Below are 22,596 nucleotides of genomic sequence, written 5' to 3'. Positions count from 1 at the left end.
GCCGTCCCGGCGCACAGGAGGTGCGTCGTGTCGTCGTTCCTGTATCGGCTCGGCCGCGCCGTGGCCCGGCATCGCGGCCTGGTGATTCTCGCGTGGATCCTGGTGCTCCTCGTGTGCGGCACCGCGAGCGCCCTCCTGAACAAGGGCACGGACGACACCTTCGCGATCCCGGGGTCGGAGTCGCAGGACGCGATGGACCACCTCGACCATGTCTTTCCGCAGGTCAGCGGCACGTCGGCGCAGCTCGTGCTGCTGGTTCCGGAGGGGCAGCAGGTCGATACCGCCGCGACGCGGCAGGCGGTGTCGGACGCCGTGGAGCGGATCGGGGACGTGGCGCAGGTGGAGCTGGCCTCCGACCCGTTCGACCCGGACGTCAACGACGCGGTGTCCGACGACGGCCTGGCGGCGAACATCGGGGTGCAGCTCAGCGTGGTCTCGACCGATGTCCACGACAGCACGCTGACGGACCTGAGCGGCATCGCCGACGACCTCGCGGGTGAGGTCGGGACCGGCGCCACGGTCTACACGGGCGGGGACGCGTTCGCCGACCGGGTGCCGGGGCTGAGCTCCACGGAGGCCGTGGGTCTGCTCGTCGCGCTCGTGGTGCTGCTGCTGATGTTCCGGTCGCTCGTCGCGGCGGTGATGCCGCTGGCGACGGCGGTGGTGGGCGTGGGCGTGTCCGTGGCCCTGGTCTACCTGGGGACCCTCTTCGTGCCGGTCTCCTCGACCGCGCCCATGCTCGCGGTGATGATCGGCCTGGCGGTGGGCATCGACTACGCGCTCTTCCTGCTGTCCCGGCACCGGGACCAGCTCGCCGAGGGCCTGTCGGTCGAGGAGTCGATCGCCCGGGCCACCGCCACGGCGGGCTCCGCGGTGCTTTTCGCCGGGCTGACCGTGCTCATCGCGCTGCTGGGCCTGTCGGTCGCGCAGATCCCGTTCCTGACGACCATGGGTGTCGCGGCGGCGCTCGGTGTCGCCGTCGCGGTCTGCGTCGCCGTGACGCTCGTGCCGGCGCTCCTGGCGTTCGCCGGACGCCGGCTGGTGCCCAAGGTCCGGGCCCCGGCAGGAGAAGAGCGCTCCGGGCGTCGTCGCCGCCCCCGGTTCCGCAAGCCCCGGGTCGCCCGGCCGTGGGTCCGCTTCGTCACGCGCCGGCCGCTCGTCACGATCGCCGTCGTCGTCCTCGGGCTCGGGGCCCTTGCCGTGCCCGCGGCGAACCTGCGGCTCGCGCTGCCGGACAACGGCAGCCAGGAGCCCGGGTCGGCGGCGCGCGAGACATACGACGTGGTGGCGGAGCACTTCGGCCCCGGTTTCAACGGGCCGCTCCTGGTGACGGCGGACGTCATCCAGTCCACGGACCCCTCGGGACTGGTCGACGACCTCGCGGACGAGATCCGCGACCTCCCCGGCGTCGCGGCGGTGCCCCTGGCCACACCCAACGAGAAGGGTGACACGGCCATCATCTCGGTGGTCCCCACCACGGCGCCGGACGACGCCCGCACCGACGCGCTCGTGGAGCGGATCCGGGACCAGGAACCGCACTGGCTCGCCGAGCACGACACCCAGACGGCCGTCACGGGCCTGACCGCCGTCGGCATCGACGTCTCCGCCCGGCTGGGGGCGGCGCTGGTCCCGTTCGGCCTGCTTGTGGCCGGGCTCTCGCTCGTGCTGCTGGCCATGGTGTTCCGCTCGGTCTGGGTGCCGGTCAAGGCGACCGTGGGCTACCTGCTCTCGATCGGTGCGGCGTTCGGCCTCACCTCGCTCGTGTTCCAGGAGGGGCACGGCGCCGCCCTGCTCGACGTCGCGCACGTCGGGAGCGTCATCAGCTTTCTGCCGATCATCCTCATGGGCGTGCTGTTCGGCCTCGCGATGGACTACGAGGTCTTCCTCGTCTCGCGGATCCGTGAGCACTACGCCCACCACGGCGGCGCGCACGAGGCGATCGAGGAGGGTTTCGTCTCCGCCTCCCGCGTCGTCGTCGCGGCCGCGCTCATCATGTTCGGCGTCTTCGCGGCGTTCGTGCCGGACGGGAGCGCGACCATCAAGCCGATCGCGTTCGCGCTGGCGGTGGGCGTCTTCATCGACGCGTTCATCGTCCGGATGACGTTCGTGCCCGCCGTGCTCGCGCTGCTCGGCGACCGGGCCTGGGGCCTGCCGCCCGCGCTCGACCGCCGCCTGCCCGTGTTCGACGCCGAGGGCGACGGGCTGCTGCACGAGCTGCGCCTGGCGGACTGGCCCGACCGGGGCAGCGACGAGGTGATCAGCGCGCAGGCCCTGAACCTGGACGACGACCGCGGCCGCCCGGTCTACCGCGACGTCGAGCTGAACGTGCCCCGGGGCGAGGTGCTGGTGCTGCACGGGTCCGGCGCGGTGGGCAAGTCGGCCCTGCTGCTCTCGCTCGCGGGGCGCGTGACCCGGCACCGCGGCGACCTGAAGGTGCTGGGGCAGGTGCTGCCGCAGCACGTGCACGCCCTGCGGCCGCGGGTCGCCGTCGTCGACGGCCGCGGCGACCGGGACCCCGCGGGAAAGGTCACCGAGGCCCTGGCCCGCGACATCGAGCTGATCCTGATCGACGACGCCGACCTGGTGCTCCGCTCCGAGGCCCGCGCCCGGCTGCGCGACCAGCTCGGCTTCCGCGTGACCTCCGGCGGCTCGCCCGCCACGTTCGTCCTGGCCTGCCAGGACCCCGACCGGGTGGTCGACCTGCTCCCGCTGGATGCCACCCAGCTCTACGCGATGACCCACCGACCCGCAGAGGTCCTGTGATGACCATGTCGTTCGCCGCCTCCGCCCGGTCGCTGACCACCCGGCCCCTGACCTGGCGCACCTGGACCGCCCTGGTGGCCGTACCGCTGCTCGTCATGGGCCTGCTCACCTGGGCCTTCTGGTCCCCGGGCACCGACCACCAGACCGCCCAGGCCGCCGTCGTGAACAACGACGAGCCCGTCGAGGTGAACGGGCAGCAGATCCCGCTCGGCCGCACGCTCGCCGGGAACCTGACCCATGACGACGACTCCGCGTACGCCTGGGTGCTCACCGACGCCGCCGACGCGCGCGACGGGCTCCGCAGCGGCACCTACGCCGCCGTCGTCACCATCCCGAAGGACTTCTCCACCCAGGGCATGTCGGCCGCGACCGCGGACGACCCGATGGACGCCGTCCAGGCCGGGCTGGAGGTACGGACCACCACGGCCGCCGGCGTCGCGGACCCGTACCTGGCGGGCGGAGTGGCCGACGACACCCAGGACGCCCTGAACCAGACCGTCGTGGAGTCCTACCTGGGCAACATCTACGGCAGCTTCACCACGCTGCACCAGCAGCTCGGGGACGCCTCCGACAGCGCCGGCCAGCTCGCCGACGGCACGGCCCAGCTCAGCGACGGCGCCGACGAGCTGTCCGGCGGTGTGGACCAGGTCGCCGAGGGGGCCGACGAGCTGTCCGGGGGCGCCGGGGCGCTCGCGGCCGGCACCGGCCAGCTCGCGGCCGGGGCGGCAGGGCTCACCTCGGGTGCGTCCGCGCTGGCCGGTGCCACCAGCGACCTCGCCGCCGGGGTCGGGCAGGTCGCCGACGGCACGGCGGCGCTGTCCTCCGGCCTGGACGACGCCGCGCAGCGCGCGGCGCGGCTGCCCGCGGCCGCCCAGGAGCTGGCCGACGGCGCCGGCCGGGTCGCCGACGGCAACAAGCGGCTCGCGGACCGGGTGGTCCCCGTGGCGAACCGGGCGATCGACGGACTGGACCGGCTCCCCGACACCCAGGACGTCGTCGCCGAGCTGGACCGGCTCGCCGAGCGGTGCGGCACGAGCGTGGTGGCCGACCGCGACTTCTGCCAGGCGCTGGAGCGCGCCGCCGGCCGGGCCGACTCCGCCGCGCAACGGATCGAGGACGGCAAGGCCCGGGTGCGGGACGACGTCGTGGCCGCGCGCGACGCGGTGCAGGCCCTGCGGACCGGCTCGCGGCAGGTGGCCCGGGGCAACGCGGAGCTGGCCATGCGGTCGGGGGAACTTGCCGCCGGCATCGCCGCGGCGGCGAGCGCCGCGGACGACCTGGACGCGGGGGCGCAGGGCGTCGCGTCGGGCACCCGGCAGGTCGACGCCGCGGCGGGGCAGCTCGCCGCGGGCGCCGCGGAGCTCGGCGCCGGGGTGGCGCAGACGGACGCGGCGGCGCAGCAGGTCGCCGTCGGCGCGAGCGGGCTGGCCACGGGCGCGGACGACCTGGTGCCAGGTGCGGACCAGGTCGCGAGCGGCGCCCACGACGCGGACGACGGCGCGGGACAGCTCGCCTCCGGACTGTCGGACTCCGTCGAGCAGGTGCCGACGTACACCGACGACGAGCAGGACCACCTCTCCGCCGTGGCGTCCGACCCGACGACGTCGACCACCACCTCCGCGGCGTTCGGCGTGCTGTCGATCGCGCTGTTCTCCGCGCTGGCGCTGTGGGCCCTCGCGTTGGTGACGTACCTGGCCACGCGCCCGCTGCCGGCCGGGATCCTGACGTCGCGCGAGCCGACGTGGAAGCTCACGCTGCGGGCCGCGGTGCCGGGGTCGGTCGCGGCGGCGAGCGCCGCGCTGGTCATCTCGGCCGTCGCGATCCCGGTGCTGCGGCTGCACCTGTCGGCGGCGGTGGGCTTCGTGCTGGTCGCGCTGCTGTCGGCGGCCACGTTCGTGGCGCTCAACCAGGCGCTCGCCGCGATCTTTGGCCCGGCGGGGCGGCTGGCGTCGCTCGCGGTCGCCGTCCTGACCGTGGCGACGGGCGTGGTGAGCACGCTGCCCGGTCCGCTGTACGCGCTCGGTGACGTGCTGCCGACGCACGGTGCGATCGTCGCGCTGCGGGCCGTGACGGCCGGTGACGCGAGCCTCGCCGGCGGCGTCGCGGAGCTTGTCGCCTGGCTGGTGGTGGGGCTGCTGGCCACGATCCTGGTGACGGACCGCCGCCGGTACGTGTCCCCGAGGGCGCTGCGCCTGGACGCTCCGGCGCGGCAGGCAGCGGCCGCGTAGGGACGCTGGCGCTGTTGGCGGGGGCGGTGGGCTCGGCCGGTCGGGGATCGCTTCCTTCGAGGCCGGGGTTCCTCCGCTTTGGACCGCCTCAAAAGGGAGAAACCCCGGCCTCGAAGAGGACCGCCGCGGCGGCGCTTCAGCGCCTGGCATCGCGGAAGAGGGCTGCGCCCGGATTCGCCCGTCGAATAAGTACGTTCCGAGTATTTTCGCAGGTCACGCAACCTCGCGGAGGTTCGCGTGCGTCTGGGATACGTGGCGCCGCACAGGCGGCGTGCTCGACTCGGACGGGAGAACCCGATGCGCAAGAGAGCAAGTGCAGCGGCGGTCGCTCTGGCGATCGCACTGGGCGGGGGGACGTGGGCGACCGCGGCCGTACCGCAGGACACACCGGCACCGCGCGACACCCAGGAGCGGCCCACGGCCGCCGGGCAGGGGCGCACCACGACGGTGACGCTGCTGACGGGCGACGTCGTCACCGTGGAGACCACGGCCGACGGCTCGCCGGACGCCGAGACCGTGACGGTGCGGCCCGGCCCGGGCCGGGAGCACATGGCGTTCTTCCAGCAGCGCGAGGGGGACCACCTCTATGTGATCCCGCGGGACGTGGCGCGGCTGGTGCCCGGCCGCCTGGACCGTGCGCTGTTCGACGTGACCGGCCTGGTCGAGGCCGGGTACGACGACGCCTCGCGCGACTCGCTGCCCGTGATCGTCCAGACGGCCGCGGCCGCCGACGCGGCCGCCGACGCCGCCGGTTCGGACGCCGCCGCGCGCGCCGCAGCACCCGCCGAGCAGGACTGGGCGGCGTCCGGCGTCACGCCCGACCGGGACCTGGAGTCCGTGGGCGCGGTGGCCGACGTGCTGCCCAGGGGCCGGGCGGAGAAGCTGCTCGACGCCCTCGCGCCGGTGGCGGAACCGGGCGCCGAGAAGCGGACCAAGCAAGCCGACCCCGACGCCGTCGGGTACGTCTGGCTGGACCAGCCGGTCCGCGCGTCGGACGCCGACTCGATGCCGCAGATCGGCGCGCCCGAGGCCTGGGACGCGGGGTACACGGGCGAAGGGGTGACGGTCGCCGTGCTCGACTCGGGCATCGACGCGACGCACCCCGACCTCGACGAGGTGGTGGTCGGCGAGCGCGACTTCACCGGCAAGGGTGACGTGACCGACGGCGCCGGCCACGGCACGCACGTCGCCTCGATCCTGGCCGGGTCGGGCGAGGCGTCCGGCGGCGTGAACCAGGGCGTGGCGCCGGACGCCGACCTCCTGGTCGGCAAGGTGCTGGACGACGACGGCTTCGGCGAGCTGTCCGGCGTCATCGAGGGCATGGAGTGGGCGGCCGCGGAGGGCGCCGACGTGGTCAACCTGTCGCTCGGCAGCCTGTTCTTCGACGTCCCGTCGCCGGACGCCGTGGCGGTGGACGAGCTGTCCGCACAGTTCGGGACGCTGTTCGTGGTGGCCGCGGGCAACGACGGTGACCTCGGGTACGGCACCGTCGGCTCGCCGGGGATCGCGGCATCGGCCCTCACGGTGGGCGCTGTGGACGACGACGACGCCGTCACCTGGTACTCCAGCCGCGGCGGCGTCGACCCGGGCCTGCTCAAGCCGGACGTCGTCGCGCCGGGTGACGGGATCGTCGCCGCGCGCGCCACGGGCACCACCGCGGGCGACGTGGTCGACGACCTGCACGTCGCGCTGAGCGGCACCTCCATGGCCACCCCGCACGTCGCGGGCGCGGCCGCGGTGCTCAAGCAGGCGCGGCCCGACCTGGACGGCCCGGCCCTCAAGTCCGCGCTGATGGCCTCGGCCGAGCCCACGGGCGCGGACGTCTGGTCCGAGGGCGCGGGGCGGATCACCATCCCCGGCGCCGTGGCGCAGGAGGTGACCGCCACCCCGGCGTCGCTCGCGCTGGGCACCTTCACCTGGCCGCACGACGGCGAGACCGCCGCCGGCACCCTGACGTACTCGAACGCGGGCGCCGACGACGTCACGCTCACCCTGGCGGCCGACGTCACCGACGCGGCGGGCGCCGCGCTGCCCGATGCGCTCACGCTGTCGGCCGGCTCGGTGGTCGTGCCGGCGGGCGGCACCGCCGAGGTCGACGTGACCGTGACCGACGGACCCGGCGCGATCGGCGCGATCGGCGGCACCGTCGTGGCGACCGCGGCGGACGGCACAGCGGTCCGCACGCCCGTCGGCTGGGCCAAGGAGCGCGAGTACGTGGACCTGACGGTGCGCGCCGTCGACCGCGAGGGCGAGCCCGTCAGCGCGGACACCTGGGGCGCGGCGATCCGCCTGGACGCGGACGCCGGCGAGCCGTACGCCACCAACCTGTTCTTCAGGGACGGCGTCGCCACGGCGCGCGTCATCCCGGGCATCTACAGCCCGGTGGCGTTCATCGAGACCCTCGACGACGACGGCGCGGTCACCGACGCGCTCTTCCTGGGCAGCGGGGAGGTCGACGCCACCGCCGACGCGGAGGTGCTGCTGGACGGGACCACGGCGCAGGAGATCACCACCTCGACGCAGCGCCCGGCAGACCTGGCGAGCCTGGGCCTCTCCCTGGAGACCGAGGACTCGCTGGAGTGGGTCTCGGCCAGCATCAACGTGAAGTACGGGCCGGAGACGGACCTCGCGCTCACACCCGTGCCGGCGGCGACCCACGGCGACTACGACACCATCGTCCAGGCGACGCTGCTGCCGTCGACCACGGGGGACGAGGCAGCCCCCTACCGCTACGACCTCGCGCACCACAGCGAGGGCGTCGAGGTGCCGGCGCTGCGGGGTGACCGCCGCACGACGGTCGCCGTGGAGACGACCTACGGCGCCTCGGTCGGCGACACGCACCTGGCGGAGCGCATGTACTGGGAGCCGGGCACGATCATCGCCGGCGGCCTCGTGGAGCCGGTCCCCGTGGGCACGCGGCGCACCGAGTACCTGACGGCGCTGCCGGGCTCGTGGTACCTCCGGTCCGAGATCCAGGAGGACGGCGTGGGCGTGGTGCTCGCCGAGGCCGAGACGCACGTCTGGAGCGAGCCGGGCCGTGTCCGGCAGGGTCTCGCGGCGGGTGCGCTGGCACCGGACATCTCGTCGATCACGCCGGTGGAGCACTGGGACGACCGCCTCTCGCTGGCGCCGACCGACCGGGCCGACGACGACGGCGGCGTGCTGTGGGGCGCGGACGTGGGGGAGCGGCTGCGTGTCTGGCAGGACGGCGAGCTGGTCGACGACGTCCCGGACCCCTACTCGTTCCCCACCGTGCCGGAGGGCGGGGCCGACTACCGCGTGCTGCTGGAGAGCACGCCCGGCGACCCGGCCTACCGGCTGGCCACCAGCGTGAGCGGCGAGTGGAGGTTCCACGCGCGGTCCGACGTCGCGGCCAACGCGCGCCCGCCGCTGCTCGACACGGCGTGGGACGTGCGCGGGCTCGACCCGTCCGGCTCGGCGCCCGCCACCACCCGGGTGCGGGTCACCGCCGTCCACCAGGACGACGCGTACGACCCCTCGGCGGTCCAGGACGTGCGCCTGTGGTGGTCGGCGGACGACGGCGCCACCTGGCACCGGGCCACGACGGTCCGGACCGGTGCGGACGTGCTCGTCGCGTCGGTCCGGGCACCGGCCGGGACCGAGCACGTCTCGCTCCGGACCGAGGCCCGGGACGCCGCCGGCGGCTCGGTGCGGAAGACGGTGATCCGGGCCTACGCCGTCGAGTGAGCGAGCCGGAACGATGAACGCGGGCCCGGTGGCACTCCGATCGAGTCGGAGTGCCACCGGGCCCGCGCTCACCTACCTCCGGAGAACCGTCAGCTCCACGGGACCAGGTAGGACACCGTCGCCATGTCGGCGTCGCTGGTCATCTCGTCGAGCTGGTAGTTGCTCTGGCCCGTGACCACCACGCGGGTCTGCGACCCCGGACCCTCGGTGACGGCCACGGCGTTGGCCACGTCGCCGGAACCACCGGCGTCGTACAGCGCCGACCAGACCTGCTCGCCCGTGGCGACCGAGTAGGCGACGGTCGCGAAGTCCTCCTTGGTCTCCGCCTCCGCGCTCTGGCCCGTGACCACCACGTGGTCACCGCTGGGGGTGAACGCCGCGGTGTACGCGACGTCGAGCCCGTGCGCCGACCCGTCGTACCGCGTCGACCAGCGCTTCTCGCCCGTCGCGGTGTCGTAGACGGCGGTGAGGTAGTCGCTGCCGGTGCCCTCGCCCCACGAGTTGCCGGTGATGGCGACGGAGCCGCCGTCCGGGCTCACCACGACCGAGCGGGGCACGTCCGTGTCGCCGGTGCCCCCGTCGAGGCGCTCGGTCCACAGGGCCTCGCCGGTCTCCAGCGAGTAGCCGATGGTGACCCAGTCCGTCGAGGTCGCGGTGCTCTGGTTGTCACCGGTCACCACCACGGTGCCGTCCGGGGTCACCGCCACCGCGCCGCCCGAGCCGCCCTTGTCGTCCGGGCTGTCGTAGGTGGCGGCCCAGAGCTGCTCGCCGGTGGCCGCGTCGAACGCCACGGTGCCCCAGTCGACGAGGCTCTTGCCCTCGCCGCGGCTCTGCCCGGTGACCACCACGGCCGAACCGTCCGGCGACGCGGCGATCGCGCGGGCGGCGTCCGTCTCGCCCACCGGGCCGTCGTACAGGGTGCGCCACAGCTCCTCGCCCGTGGCGGCGTCGTACGCGACGGTGCCGTAGTCCGCGCCACCCTCGTCGTCCAGGAGCGACATGCCGGTCACGTAGACCGCCGAGCCGTCGGGGCTCACGGCCAGGGCCTCGCCGTAGTCTGACACGCCGGCGGCGTCGTACACCGAGACCCACAGGCGCTCGCCGGTGGCGGCGTCGTAGGCGATGGTGACGTAGTCGGCCTCGTTCCCGTAGCCCCCGCCCGCGGCCAGCACGAACAGCGTGCTGCCGTCCGGGCTGAGGCCGAGGCCGGTCTGCTCACCGCCCACCCCGGTGGGGCCTCCGTACACGTCCGACCACAGCGGCCGGCCCGTCGCCGCGTCGTAGGCCGCGGTCACCGGGGAGTTCTGGAACCCGCCGAAGCTCGCGGGCGAGGTCTGACCGGCGGTGTAGACGATCTTTCCGTCCGGCGAGGTGAGCGTCTCGTTGCCGTTGTCGTCGTTGGCGCCCAGGCCGTTCTCGCCGCCGTTGAACCGGGCGGTCCAGGCCTCGGCGCCCATACGCAGCACGATGGGGGAGCGGACGCTGTGGCCGCCGCGCCCGTCGGACCAGGTCAGGTGGCCGGCGAGCCGCACGTTCAGCGCGGCCTCGCCGCGCGTGAACGTGACGGTGAACGACGCCGACTTCCCGGGCGACAGGGTCAGCCTGCGGGGGCTGACCTGCACCCCAAGCCCGTCCAGCCCCGTCACGTCGGCCGTGTACGTGGCGCGCTTCGTGCCCACGTTGGTCACCGTGCGGGTCACGGTCTGGCCCTCGGCGGCCCGCCCGATCGCGATCGAGGGGGTGTTCAGGTCGGACGGCGCGAGGGAGTGCCCGTCCTCCTGCAGCGCGTCGCAGGTGTCCTGCTGCACGCCGTCGGTCGCACCGCAGAGGAAGGCGAACCAGTCCTCCACGCTGCTGTCGTAGACCAGGCCGGGGTCGGTGGAGTCGTCCGCGGCCACGTGCCCGCCGCCCTGCTGGAACAGGGTGGCCGGGGTCGCGGGGTCGGCGTCCAGCACGTCCGTGCCGGTGGTCATCAGGGCCGACTTGACCGCCATCGGCGACCACCTCGGGTGCTCCTCGACCAGCGCCGCCGCCAGGCCCGCCACGTACGGCGCGGACATGCTGGTGCCGCTCATCAGGTTGAAGTCGAGGCCCTGCTGCCCCGGGGGTGCCACGGAGGCGAGGATGTCCTGGCCGGGCGCGGTGACGTCGGGCTTGAGGATGTCGCCGTTGCCCGCGAGCGACGGGCCGCGCGAGGAGAACGCCGCCGTGTACGGGGCGGGTGTCGAGGTGTCGACCGAGGCCGCGGCGATCGTGGCCGTGGCGCCGGAGGTCTTGGAGTACGCGATCAGCGCGTCGCGCTCGGTGTCGGCCACGTGCACGGACGGCACGGCCTGGACGTCGGTGTTGAGCGTGTCGCCCTCGACGGTGTTCACGAGGATCATGCCGACGCCGCCGGCCTCGGCCACCGCCGCGCCCTTGTTGACGCGGGGGTTCTCGCCACGGTCGCAGAGCACGATCTTGCCGGCCACCTTCGCCGGGTCGAGCGCGGGCTTGCCGTTGTTGTCCGCGGTGGTGAAGCACAGGCCCGCGTTCGAGACCGTGGCTCCCGCCGCGACGACGTCGCGCCCGTAGACGAACGACGCCGGGCCCACGACCTTCGCGGCCAGCGACGTGCCGGAGACGGTGGTGCCGTTGCCGAGCGTCGCGGTGGACCGCGCCGAGGTGGAGTGCGTGGCCGCGGCCACCGTGGTGATCCACGGGCTCGGGTGCGCCACCGTGCCGGACGCCGGGCCGCTGTTGCCCGCCGAGGCGGAGACGAACACGCCCGCCTGCGCCGCCGCGAGGAACGCGAGCTCCGTCGGGTCCAGGAAGTCGGTCAGCGTGCCCGAGACGGAGAAGTTGATGACGTCCACGCCGTCCGCGACGGCCTGGTCCACGGCAGCGACGATGTCGGAGGGGTACCCGCTCGCCGTCGAACCGTCCTCGGCGGACCACAGCGCCTTGTAGGCGGCGATCCGGGCGCGCGGCGCGATGCCGCTCACCGTGGAGCTGAACTTGTTGAGCGGACCGGTGACGGCGACGTCCTTGTTGCCGCCCGCGGTCGAGGCCGTGTGGGTGCCGTGCCCGTTGTAGTCACGCGCCGACTGGAACTCCCACGGCATCTCCTGGGCGATGCCGGCGTCGCCGCCCCACCCGTCGTTGAAGTGCCGGGCCGAGACGAGCTTGTTGTTGCACGCGTTGTCGTCCCACGAGTCGTCGCCGACCGTCTCCGCGTCGTCGCACTCGCCGTCGAACCCGCGCAGGCGCTGGTAGGCGGGGCGGCCGCGCTTGTCCTTGTCGGAGAAGCTGGCGCTGTCCGGCCAGATGCCGGAGTCGATGACGCCGATGACGACGTCCTCGCCCGCGGCGGAGTGCTTGGTCAGGCCCTGCGGGCTCTTGAGCTGCGCCGGGGCGTCGGAGCCGTCCTTCTGGTCGCTCCAGACGGTGATGCCCTGGTCGTCGTCGCCCTTGTCGTCGGCGGTGGTGGTGTGCACCAGCACGTCCTCGGTGACCGACACGACGCCCGGCTCGGTGCGCAGCTCGGCCGCCTGGGCGGACGTCAGCGACGTCGCGAACCCGTCGAACGAGTACACGTACTGGTACAGCGTCTCCTTGGCGCCCACGCTCGACAGGGCGGCGCGGTGCCGGCCCTTGAGGTGCTGGGCGTACTCGACCACCTCGGGGGCGGCCGGGTCGATCTTCTCGCCGTCGGCCGGCTTCGTGGCGGCCAGGCCGGCCACGCCACCCGTGTAGGTCGCGACGGGCTCCAGCGCCATCTGGACTATGTAGTTCTTCTTCGCCGTGGCCTCGGGCTGTGCCCCGGCCGCGGGAGTCGTCGCCGTCGCCGTGAGCGCGAGCGCGATCGTCACCGCCGCCGCGCGGCGCACATGCCCGCGTGACAGCCGGCGTTCGTCGGACCGTCGGTCCATGTGCCCTCCTCTGGATCAGCCACGGTGAATCCGCGGCTGATCAGTGAAGGTAATCGCGTCGATTGTCGGAAACATCAGTGCCATACACTGACTTTTGCCTCACGACGGGCACCCCGGCCCCCGGGTACGACACGGAGGGAGCGGCAGTTGAGTCTTCCCCAGACGGCTGCCGCGCCGGTCCGGCCGCGAGTTTCACCCGTCCTGGTGGGTCGCACCGCCGAGCTCGAGTCCCTGGTCCGCAAGGTCCTTCAGACCCCCTCGCTGGTCGTGATCGACGGCGAGGCGGGCGTCGGCAAGAGCCGGCTCGTCCGGGAGCTCGCCAACGACCCGGCGCTCGCGGGCCGGCCCGTGCTGATCGGGCACTGCGAGCACCTCCAGGAGCCGCTGCCGCTCGCGCCGGTGCTCGACGTGCTCTCGCACCACGCGGACCTGGTGCCGCCCGGCGACCACAACCCGATCGTCGGCGCGCTCGCCCCGCTGGTCCCTGAGCTCGGCGACCGGCTCCCGCCGCCGCCCCCCGAGCTGGCCGACCAGGGCGCCGCCCGGCACCGGGTGTTCCGCGCCGCTGCCGAGCTGCTGGACCGGATGGGACCCGCCGTGCTCGTGCTGGAGGACGTGCACTGGGCCGAGAGCAGCACGTTCGACTTCCTCACCTTCCTCGCCGCGCACCAGCCCGCGGGCCTGTGCATCGTGCTGACCCTGCGCAGCGGCGGGGCGCCGCTCCCGGTCCGGGAGTCGTTCGCCCGGGCGGCGTCCGGCCCGCCGCTGGCCCTCACCCTGCGCCCGCTCGACGCCGCCGGGGTGGGCGAGCTGGCCGGGCGGATCCTCGGCACCCAGGTCTCCGACGCGTTCGCCGCCTCGCTCCACGAGCGCACCGGCGGCATCCCGTTCGTCGCCGAGGAGGTGCTCGGCACCCTGCACGAGACCCCGCTGCCCGACGACGGCGCGCACCAGGACGACGTGCTCACCGACCTCGCGGTGCCCACCGCGCTGCGCGACGTCGTGCTCGGGCGGCTGGACGGCGTCGCCGAGGGCACCCGCGAGGTGCTGGGTGTCGCGTCCGTGCTCGACCACCCCGTCGACGTCGACCTGATCGCGGAGGTCACCGGGCTCCAAGCCGCCGACGTCGTCGCCGCCCTCGTCGACGCGATCACGGCAGGCCTCCTGCACGAGCAGGACGGGCAGGTGCGGTTCCGGCACGTGCTGGCCGAGCAGATCGTCTACGACGCGCTGCCCCTGCCCACCCGCCGGCTGCTGCACCGCACGGTCGCCCGCGCCATCGAGGACCGCGAGGGCCCGCGGCCCGTGGCGCGCCTGGCGCACCACTACCAGCGCGCGGGGGACACCATCCGGTTCGTCCGGTACGCGGAGGACGCCGCCGACCTGGCCGTCACGCACGGCGACGACGCCCACGCCGCGCGGCTCCTGGTGCAGGCCATGGAGACCGACCTGCCCACGGACCACCGGCTGCGGCTGGCGGTCAAGCTCGGCCGGGCGGCGGTCGACGGGCTGGCCCACATCGAGGCCGTGCCGCTGCTGCAGCAGCTCCTGGCCACGGAGCTGCTGCCGAGCGACGTGCGCGGCGAGCTCCGGTTCGCCCTGGGCCGGCTGCTCCGCCAGCAGGGCCTGGCCGACGCCGGCTACCGCGAGATCGAGCAGGCCCTGCCCGACCTCGCCGCGAACCCCGCGCTGCTCGCGCGGGCGCTCGCCGTGCTCGCCGCGCCCGAGACGGTGGCCGACCGCCCCATGACCGTGCACGCGGCGCGCGGGGAGCAGGCCCGCGACGCCGCCCGGCGCAGCGGGGCCACCGACGTGGAGCTCGCGGTGCGCATCGCCGACGCGTCGCTCCTGATCGAGCAGGGCCGGCCCGAGGGCTGGTCCGTCGTGGAGGAGCTGCTCGCCGACGAGGCCCTGGCCGACTTCCCGCGCGAGCACGCCCGCGCCTGCGTGAACTGGTCGCAGGCGGCGCTGCACGTGGGGCACGTGCGGCGCGCCGAGCGGCTGCTGGCCGAGGGGCGGCGCGTCGTGGCGGCCGCGGAGTACCTGCGGGTCACCGACGTGATCGAGCTGGTCGCGGCCGCCGTCGACTGCTCCGCCGGACGCTGGGCCGACCTGGCCGGCCGCGCGCACGAGCTGGTGGTCCGCCGTCCGGGCTACGACGCCGCCACGCTGGACGACCACCTGCTGCACGGCATCATGCTGGCCGCCTCCGGCGGCACCCAGGAGGCCGTCGCCCACTTCACCGCGCTCGTGGAGGACGCCGCCCGCGTGGGCGCCGTCTGGCCGCTGCTCGCCGGCCGCAGCGCGCTGGCCCGCCTGCTGCTCACGCTCGACGACGTCGAGGGCAGCGCCCACCAGGCCGGCCTCGCGGTGGCCACGGCACGGCAGAAGGGCAACTGGGTGTGGGCGGCGGAGCCCCTGCTGTGCCTGGTCGACGCGCTCGTCGCCCAGGGCCGCACCGCGCAGGCGCGCGCCCACGTCGCGGAGCTGGCCGCCGGGCTCGGCGTGGTCGACGCCCCGCTGGCCCTGGCGGCCCTGCACTCGTGCCGGGCGGTCGTGGCGCACGCCGACGGTGACCACCCCGCCGCCGTCGGGCTGCTGCGCCAGGCGCGCGCGGTCGTGGCCGACGCCGGTCTGCGCCACGAGGAGTCGCGCGTGGTCGAGCGGCTCGGGGTCTGGCTGGCCGAGGACGGCGACGCCGAGGGCGCCGCGCTCCTCGAGGAGGCGCTGCGCGGCTACGGCGGCCGCGCCGCGAGCAACGACGTCGCCCGGGTCACGCGGACCCTGCGCCGTCTGGGCCTGCCCGTGCCCTACCCGTGGCGCGGCGGACGGCGCTCCAACGGGCTCGGGCTGTCCGGCCGCGAGCGCGAGGTCGCGCTGCTCGCCGCGCAGGGCCGCACCAACCGGCAGATCGCGGCCGACCTGTTCCTCTCGCCGCGCACGGTCGAGAGCCACGTCCGCAACGCCCTGCGGAAGCTCGGCTGCAGCTCCCGGGCGGACCTCGCCGTCCACCTGCTCGACGACGCCGGCGAGGACCGCGCGGCCGTCGCGGGCTGATACGCCCTACCCGCCTCACCTCTCTCACCTGCCCTGATCCGGCGCTTCGAGACCTGATCGTCAAACCGGTTGACCGATTCGTCAAACCGGTTTTACGTTGACGGCCCCGATGACGGAGGAGCGTTATGGACAGGCCGACGATCGACGACGTCGCCCGCGCGGCGGGCGTCACCAAGGCGACCGTGTCCCACGCCTACAGCGGCAAGCGGCCGATCTCCGCGACCACGAAGGCCCGGGTGTTCGCCGCCGCGAAGCGGCTGGACTGGGTCCCGAGCTCACGGGCCCGCGCGCTCGCCGCGCGGCGCACCGATGCGGTGGGAGTCGTGCTGTCCCGCGATCCTTCGATCCTGGCGTCCGACGCCTTCTTCCCCGCGTTCATCTCCGGCGTGGAGGCGGTGCTCGCGGAGCACGAGATCGCTCTCGTGCTGCAGGTCGCGAGCACCCGCACGGCGGAGGAGCGCGCCTACCGGGCGATGGCGAGCGGGCGGGCGGACGGCGTGATCGTCCTCGACCTGCACCGCGTCGACTGGCGGGTGGGCTACCTCCAGCAGATCCGCCTGCCGGCGGTGCTGCTCGGGGCGTACGACGCCGAGAGCCCGTTCTCCACCGTCCGCACGGACGACGCCGCGCCGGTCCGCGACCTGGTCGCCCACCTGCGCGAGCTCGGCCACACCCGGATCGCCCACGTGTCGGGTCCGCTCGACTACGTGCACTCGCACGCCCGCGCGGGGGCGTACGTCCGCAGCGTCGGCAGCAAGGAGCTGCTGCGTGAGGGGGACTTCACCGCCGGGAGCGGCCGTGCCCTGACTGCCGAGCTGCTCGACCTGCCCGACCGGCCGACGGCGATCCTCTACGCCAACGACACGATGGCCATCGCCGGCTATTCCTATGCCCGGAGCCGGGGCCTGCTGGTCCCCGACGACCTCGCCGTCGCCGGCTTCGACGACGACCACCTCTCGGCTCACCTGAGCCCTGCCCTGACCAGTGTCTCGACCGACCCGTTCCGGCGGGGGCGGGTGGCCGCCGAGCGGCTGCTGGCCGACCTCGCCGGCGAGCCGCCCGAGTCCGTGACGGTCGACTGCAACGCGCTTCGCCTGCGAGCCAGCACTGCCGGCCCCGCACCCGAGGCACCCCACACCGAACTCGAGGAGGAGTTCTCATGAAGCACCCCCGAATGGCCGGAACGGCCGCCCTGCTCACCGCGGTGGCCCTGACCGCCGCCTGCTCGTCCGGCGGCGGCGGAGGTGACGGCGGCGGCGAGAGCCCCTCCGGCACCGGCCCCATCACGGTCTGGCTGTCCAACAACGAGCAGGAGGTCGGCTGGGGGCAGGACGTCGTCGACGCCTGGAACGCCGAGCACCCCGACGAGGAGGTCACCGCCCAGGAGATCCCGGCCGGCTCGTCGTCCGAGGAGGCCATCACCGCCGCGATCACCGCGGGCACGGCGCCCTGCCTGGTCTACAACATCTCCAGCGCCGCGGTACCCGGGTGGGTCCGCCAGGGCGGGCTCGTGAACCTGTCGCAGTTCGAGGACGGCACGAGCTACATCGAGGACCGCGTGGGCGAGGGCGCGCAGACGTACCTCACCGACGACGGCTACTACCAGCTCCCCTGGAAGTCGAACCCGGTCATGGTCATGTACAACAAGACGGTCTTCGAGAAGGCCGGCATCGACCCGGAGAACCCGGACATGGCCACCTACGACGACTTCCTCGCGGGCAGCCGCAAGATCGTGGACTCGGGCGCCGCGGACAGCGCCATCTGGCCCTCGCCGACCAACGAGTTCTTCCAGCCGTGGTTCGACTTCTACCCGCTGTACCTGGCCGAGTCGGGCGGCACGTCCCTGGTCGAGGACCAGCAGGCGACGTTCGACGACGAGAACGGGAAGGCCGTCGCCGACTTCTGGGCGACGATCTACTCCGAGGGCCTCGCGCCGCAGGAGGCGTCGACGGACGACGCCATGTCGGCCGGCACCACCGCCATGCAGCTCGCGGGGCCGTGGGCCATCGCGTCGTACGCCGAGAGCGTCGACGTCGGCTTCATGCCGGTGCCGACGTCGAGCGGCGAGGCGGAGCCGATCACGTTCGCCGACTCCAAGAACGTCTCCATGTTCACCTCGTGCGAGAACCAGGCCACCGCCTGGGAGTTCCTCAAGTTCTCCACCAGCGAGGAGAGCGACGGCCAGCTCCTGGAGGCCACCGGCCAGATGCCCCTGCGCACCGACCTGGCCACCACCTACGCCGACTACTTCGAGGCGAACCCCGCCTACGAGGTGTTCGCCGACCAGGCGCAGCGCACCGGCGACGTGCCGAGCATCCCGAACTCGGTCGAGGTGTGGCAGGCCTTCCGCGACGACTACTCGTCTGCCGTGATCTTCGGCAAGACCAGCGTGGACGAGTTCCTGAGCGGCGCCGCGGAGACCATCAACGGGCTCGTCCAGGGCTGATCCGGGTGAGCACGGCATCAGGTGAGCTGCGCACCACGCGGCAGAGATGGTGGGGGCGGCAGCCGATCGGCACGCTGTTCGCGCTGCCCTACCTCGTCTTCGTCCTCGCGATCTTCGCCTACCCGCTCGGGTTCGCCGTCTACATCGCGTTCCACGACTACTTCTTCACCGCGCCCGGTGTCGACGTGCCCAAGCCGTTCGTGGGGTTCGACAACTTCGCCGCCGTGCTCACCGACCCGCAGGTCCTGGAGGCCTTCCGGAACATCGGGGTCTTCCTGGTCATCAACGTGCCGCTCACGGTGGTGCTGTCGATGGTGCTGGCCACGGCCCTGAACGCGGGGATCCGCTGGGCGGCGGCGTACCGCATCGCCTTCTACGTGCCCTACCTGACGGCGAGCGTGTCGCTGGTCGGGGTGTGGATGCTGCTGTTCTCGTCGGGCGGGCTGGTCAACTCCGTCCTCGGGCCGCTGGCCCCGGACCCGTCCTGGCTGGTCAACTCCTCGCTCGCCATGCCGACCATCGCGCTCTACGTGACCTGGAAGCAGCTCGGCTTCTACATCCTGCTGTACCTCGCGGCGCTGCAGAGCGTGCCGCGCGAGCTGCACGAGTCGGCAGCGACCGACGGCGCGAACGCCTGGCAGCGGTTCCGCAACGTGACCGTGCCCGGCGTCCGGGCCACCACCGTGCTGGTGCTCGTGCTCGCGATCATCACCGGGGCCAACCTGTTCACCGAGCCCTACCTGCTGACGAACGGCGGCGGCCCCGACGGCGCGTCCGTGACCCCGGTGCTGCTGATCTACCAGCGCGGCATCCAGCAGCAGAACCCGGACACCGCGGCGGCGATCGGCATGCTGCTGGTCATCGTCGTCGGCGTCCTCTCGCTCGCCGCCAACCGCATCAACCGGGAGCGCTGACATGCGACGACAACGCGGGACCTGGGTGCGCTACCTCCTGCTCACCCTCGCGGCGGCCGTGTTCGCCTTTCCCTTCTGGTTCATGGTGGTGGGGGCGTTCCAGGAGAGCCCCACCAACACCCCCGACCAGCTCCTGCCGACCTCCGGCTGGACGCTCGACAACTTCGCGGCGATCGACTCACGGATCGACCTGCTCGGCTCGCTGGGCAACTCGCTGATCTTCACCGCCGGCGTGCTGCTGGGCACGGTGACGTTCGGGCTCCTGGCCGGCTACGCGATGGCCCGGCTGGACTTCCGCGGCCGGGGCGCCACCTGGGTGCTCATGCTGCTGGTCCAGATGGTGCCGTTCCAGCTGCTGATGATCCCGCTGTACGTGCAGATCACGCGGGGCTTCGGCCTCGGCGACACGTACCTCGGGATGATCCTGCCGTTCGCGATCAACACCACCGCCGTCTTCATCTTCACGCAGTTCTTCCGGGCGCTGCCGCAGGAGATGTTCGAGGCGGCGCGGATCGACGGCGCGAGCGAGCTGCGCATCCTGCGCTCGATCGCCGTGCCGCTGGTCAAGCCGGCCCTGACGACGGTCGTGCTGGTCACGTTCATCGGGCCGTGGAACGAGTTCCTCTGGCCGTTCCTCATCACCAAGGACGCCACGCTGCAGCCGCTCGCGGTCTCCCTGGCGAACTACATCTCCAACGTGGCCCAGTCCACCGCCAACCCGAACGGCGCGATCCTCGCGGGCGCCACCACGCTCGCGTTCCCCGTCGTCATCCTCTTCTGCCTGTTCCAGCGGTACTTCACCGCATCCAACATCGGCTCCGCCGTGAAGGGCTGACCCACCACCATGGACGTCACCAGCATGTTCACCCACGCCACGTTCCCGCTCGGGCCGTTCGTCCCGTACGAGAACAACCCGATCCTGCGCCCTCGCGGGGGCAGTTGGGAGTCGGCGAACCTCTACAACCCGGCGGCCCTCGTGGTCGACGACGAGGTGGTGCTCCTGTACCGGGCCCACGCCGAGGACATCGTGTCCCACATCGGGCTGGCCCGGAGCAGCGACGGGTTCCACTTCGAGCGCGAGGCCGAGCCGATCCTCTCGCCGGTGGAGGACTACGAGCGCTACGGGTGCGAGGACCCCCGCATCGCGTACATCGACGGCACCTTCTACCTGACCTACACCGGCTGGGACCGGCACAGCGCCCAGCTCTGCCTCGCCACGTCCACCGACCTGCACGACTGGACCCGGCACGGGCCGATGTTCGAGTCGTTCGACACGTTCGCCACCGTGGACCCGCGCGGCTTCAACTGGTCCAAGGCCGGCGTGATCGTCCCGGTGCGGATGCAGGGCAAGTGGTGGATGTACTTCGGCGAGGGCGCGATCTACTGGGCCACCAGCGACGACCTGATCCACTGGACGCCCGGCACCCCCGACACCGAGCCCATGTACTCGCCGACGCCGGGGTCCTTCGACGCCGACCTCGTGGAGATCGGCACCTCGCCGGTGCTGACGGAGAACGGCCTGCTCGTCATGCTCACCAACGGGGCGACGCGCACCATCAACCCGGACGGGAGCGTCGACGTCGACTACCGGTGCGGCCAGATCGCGATCGACCCCGACGACCCGACCAAGGTGCTCGCCCGGCTGCAGGACCCGTGGCTGCGGCCGCAGACGTTCGAGGACCGCAACGGGCTGGTGTCCAACGTGACGTTCGTCGAGGGCCTGGTGCACTTCCAGGGCCGGTGGCTGGCGTACTACGGCCAGTCCGACACCACGCTGGCCGTGGCCGTGCACGACCCGAAGCAGACCTGGGGCGCGACGCTGGGCGCCTGAGCCGGCCCGCCGGCCCCGGTGACCATGCGGTTGCTGCCAGGACGAGTCCCGTCCTGGCGGCAACCGCACGGTCCTGCGATCACGCCGTGCGGACCCACGCCGTCGTCGCGCCCGGGAGCAGGCCGCCGGCCAGGGGCTCGCTGGTGAGCAGCACCTCGCCGTCGGGCAGCGGCGTCGGCTCCGCGCCGAAGTTCGTCACCACGCGCCAGCCGCCCGGCCGCGCGAAGTGGACGACGTCGTCGGGCGCGTCCACCCACTCCAGCGTCTCGTCGGTCTGCAGCTCGTCGCGCAGCGCGAGCGCCGCCCGGTAGAGCTCCAGCGTCGAGCCTGCGACGCCGTCCTGCGCCTCGACCGACAGGTCGCCGTAGCCCGCGGGCTGCGGCAGGTGCGCGCCCGCCGTGCCGAAGCCGAACGACGCGCCCTCGCGCGTCCACGGCAGCGGCACGCGGCAGCCGTCCCGGCCCGGGTCCACGCCCGGGTTGCGGAAGAACGCCGGGTCCTGGTGCTGGTCGGCCGGGATGTCGGCGACCTCGGGCAGGCCGAGCTCCTCACCCTGGTACAGGTAGGCGCTGCCCGGCAGGCCCAGCATGAGCAGCGTCCCCGCGCGGGCGCGGCGCAGGCCCAGCTCGACGTCGGCGGCGGGCTCGGTGCCGCCCGACAGCAGCCAGGCCTGCCCCTGCTTGCCCGGCTTGCCGTCGCGCGGCGGCAGGGCGTAGCGGGTGGCGTGGCGGACGACGTCGTGGTTGGAGAACACCCACGTCGTCGACGACCCCGACGCGGCGGACAGCGCCAGGTTGTCGGTGATGATCTTCTTGTACTGGGCCGCGTCGAAGTCGGCCTCCAGCAGGTCGAAGTTGAACGCCTGGCCCAGGCCGTCGGCGCTCGCGTACCGGGGCCGCCGGGGCGTGTCGACCCAGGCCTCGGCCACGGCGATGCGCGGCGGGGTGTACTCGTCGAACACCTGGCGCCAGCCCGCGTAGATCTCGTGCACCTCGTCGCGGTCCCACAGGGGGTGGGCGCCGGGCTCGGTGATGGCGTCGAGCTCCGCCTGGCTCGGCAGCGTCTCCGCGAGCTCCTTGGTCAGCCCGTGGGCCACGTCGATGCGGAACCCGTCGACGCCGCGGTCCGACCAGAAGCGCAGGGTCTGGTGGAAGTCCTCGCGGACCTCGGGGTTGTCCCAGTTGAAGTCGGGCTGCTCCTTGGCGAACAGGTGCAGGTACCACTGGCCGTCGGGCACGCGGGTCCACGACGGGCCGCCGAAGATGCTCGTCCAGTCGGCGGGCGGCTGCGCGCCGTCCGCGCCCAGGCCGTCGCGGAAGATGTAGCGGTCCCGCTCGGGGCTGCCCGGCGCCGCGGCCAGCGCCTGCTGGAACCAGACGTGGAGGTCCGAGGAGTGGTTCGGCACGATGTCGACGATGACGCGGATGCCCACGCCGTGCAGGGCCTGGACCATCTGGTCGAACTCGTCCAGCGTGCCGATCCGCGGGTCGACGTCGCGGTAGTCGGCCACGTCGTAGCCGCCGTCGGCCAGGGCCGACGGGTAGAAGGGGCTCAGCCAGACGGCGTCGATCCCGAGGCGCTTGAGGTACGGCACACGCGAGATGATGCCCCGCAGGTCGCCGATGCCGTCGCCGTTCGCGTCGGCGAAGCTGCGCGGGTAGATCTGGTAGACGGTGGCCTGCCGCCACCAGGTGGGGTCGTCGACGAGGAGCTGCTGCTCGCTGAGGGTGCTGGTCAC

Annotated in this window: 11 protein-coding genes; 9 read left to right on the top strand and 2 right to left on the bottom strand. The window is 73.5% G+C overall.

Annotated elements, in window-relative coordinates:
- Positions 1-27 precede the first annotated feature (27 nt).
- The 3 genes from ACIPN7_RS07935 (at position 28) to ACIPN7_RS07925 (ending at position 8,699) form a co-directional block, all read left to right on the top strand.
- Complete coding sequence (locus ACIPN7_RS07935; RefSeq protein WP_400539798.1) at positions 28-2,763, top strand: MMPL family transporter; 2,736 nt, start codon at positions 28-30, stop codon at positions 2,761-2,763.
- Positions 2,763-4,991, top strand: a complete 2,229-nt coding sequence (locus ACIPN7_RS07930) for a YhgE/Pip family protein (protein ID WP_400539796.1) — start codon at positions 2,763-2,765, stop codon at positions 4,989-4,991. The genes ACIPN7_RS07935 and ACIPN7_RS07930 overlap by 1 nt, the downstream gene beginning before the upstream one ends.
- A 297-nt stretch (positions 4,992-5,288) precedes the next feature.
- A complete protein-coding gene (locus ACIPN7_RS07925; RefSeq protein WP_400539794.1) occupies positions 5,289-8,699 on the top strand; it encodes a S8 family serine peptidase in 3,411 nt (1,136 codons plus the stop codon).
- A gap of 89 nt (positions 8,700-8,788) precedes the next feature.
- On the opposite strand, the gene ACIPN7_RS07920 is transcribed toward ACIPN7_RS07925, so the two are convergent.
- Positions 8,789-12,610: a S8 family serine peptidase gene (locus ACIPN7_RS07920; protein WP_400539792.1), complete on the bottom strand. Its 3,822-nt coding sequence runs from the start codon at positions 12,608-12,610 to the stop codon at positions 8,789-8,791.
- A 147-nt stretch (positions 12,611-12,757) separates the two neighbouring features.
- Here ACIPN7_RS07920 and ACIPN7_RS07915 point away from each other — a divergent pair, with 147 nt between their 5' ends.
- From ACIPN7_RS07915 to ACIPN7_RS07890, 6 genes are all read left to right on the top strand, one after another.
- Positions 12,758-15,667, top strand: coding sequence for an ATP-binding protein (locus tag ACIPN7_RS07915; RefSeq protein WP_400539790.1), 2,910 nt, complete (start codon positions 12,758-12,760; stop codon positions 15,665-15,667).
- 125 nt (positions 15,668-15,792) lie between these two features.
- Positions 15,793-16,830: a LacI family DNA-binding transcriptional regulator gene (locus ACIPN7_RS07910; protein WP_400539788.1), complete on the top strand. Its 1,038-nt coding sequence runs from the start codon at positions 15,793-15,795 to the stop codon at positions 16,828-16,830.
- Positions 16,827-18,113, top strand: coding sequence for an extracellular solute-binding protein (locus ACIPN7_RS07905; RefSeq protein ID WP_400539786.1), 1,287 nt, complete (start codon positions 16,827-16,829; stop codon positions 18,111-18,113). The genes ACIPN7_RS07910 and ACIPN7_RS07905 overlap by 4 nt, the downstream gene beginning before the upstream one ends.
- Before the next feature lie 5 nt (positions 18,114-18,118).
- Entirely contained in the window at positions 18,119-19,027 is a 909-nt protein-coding gene (locus ACIPN7_RS07900; protein WP_400539784.1) for a carbohydrate ABC transporter permease, read from the top strand.
- A 1-nt stretch (position 19,028) separates the two neighbouring features.
- Positions 19,029-19,862 (top strand): carbohydrate ABC transporter permease, encoded by an 834-nt coding sequence (locus ACIPN7_RS07895; protein ID WP_397393116.1) that lies wholly within the window; start codon positions 19,029-19,031, stop codon positions 19,860-19,862.
- A gap of 9 nt (positions 19,863-19,871) precedes the next feature.
- Positions 19,872-20,858, top strand: coding sequence for a glycoside hydrolase family 130 protein (locus ACIPN7_RS07890; RefSeq protein WP_400539782.1), 987 nt, complete (start codon positions 19,872-19,874; stop codon positions 20,856-20,858).
- Between the two features lie 79 nt (positions 20,859-20,937).
- Here ACIPN7_RS07890 and ACIPN7_RS07885 read toward each other — a convergent pair whose 3' ends face one another.
- Positions 20,938-22,596, bottom strand: coding sequence for an alpha-amylase family glycosyl hydrolase (locus ACIPN7_RS07885; RefSeq protein ID WP_400539780.1), 1,659 nt, complete (start codon positions 22,594-22,596; stop codon positions 20,938-20,940).

Origin of the sequence: Promicromonospora sp. NPDC090134 (assembly GCF_044746965.1) — a bacterium.
GTDB lineage: Bacteria > Actinomycetota > Actinomycetes > Actinomycetales > Cellulomonadaceae > Promicromonospora.
This window is presented reverse-complemented; position numbering and strand designations above follow the sequence as displayed.

Coding starts and splice junctions, on each gene's coding strand:
- ACIPN7_RS07930 (WP_400539796.1), top strand. CDS start 2,763: ATGACCATGTCGTTCGCCGCCTCCGCCCGGTCGCTGACCACCCGGCCC.
- ACIPN7_RS07920 (WP_400539792.1), bottom strand. CDS start 12,610: ATGGACCGACGGTCCGACGAACGCCGGCTGTCACGCGGGCATGTGCGC.
- ACIPN7_RS07890 (WP_400539782.1), top strand. CDS start 19,872: ATGGACGTCACCAGCATGTTCACCCACGCCACGTTCCCGCTCGGGCCG.
- ACIPN7_RS07905 (WP_400539786.1), top strand. CDS start 16,827: ATGAAGCACCCCCGAATGGCCGGAACGGCCGCCCTGCTCACCGCGGTG.
- ACIPN7_RS07895 (WP_397393116.1), top strand. CDS start 19,029: ATGCGACGACAACGCGGGACCTGGGTGCGCTACCTCCTGCTCACCCTC.
- ACIPN7_RS07910 (WP_400539788.1), top strand. CDS start 15,793: ATGGACAGGCCGACGATCGACGACGTCGCCCGCGCGGCGGGCGTCACC.
- ACIPN7_RS07925 (WP_400539794.1), top strand. CDS start 5,289: ATGCGCAAGAGAGCAAGTGCAGCGGCGGTCGCTCTGGCGATCGCACTG.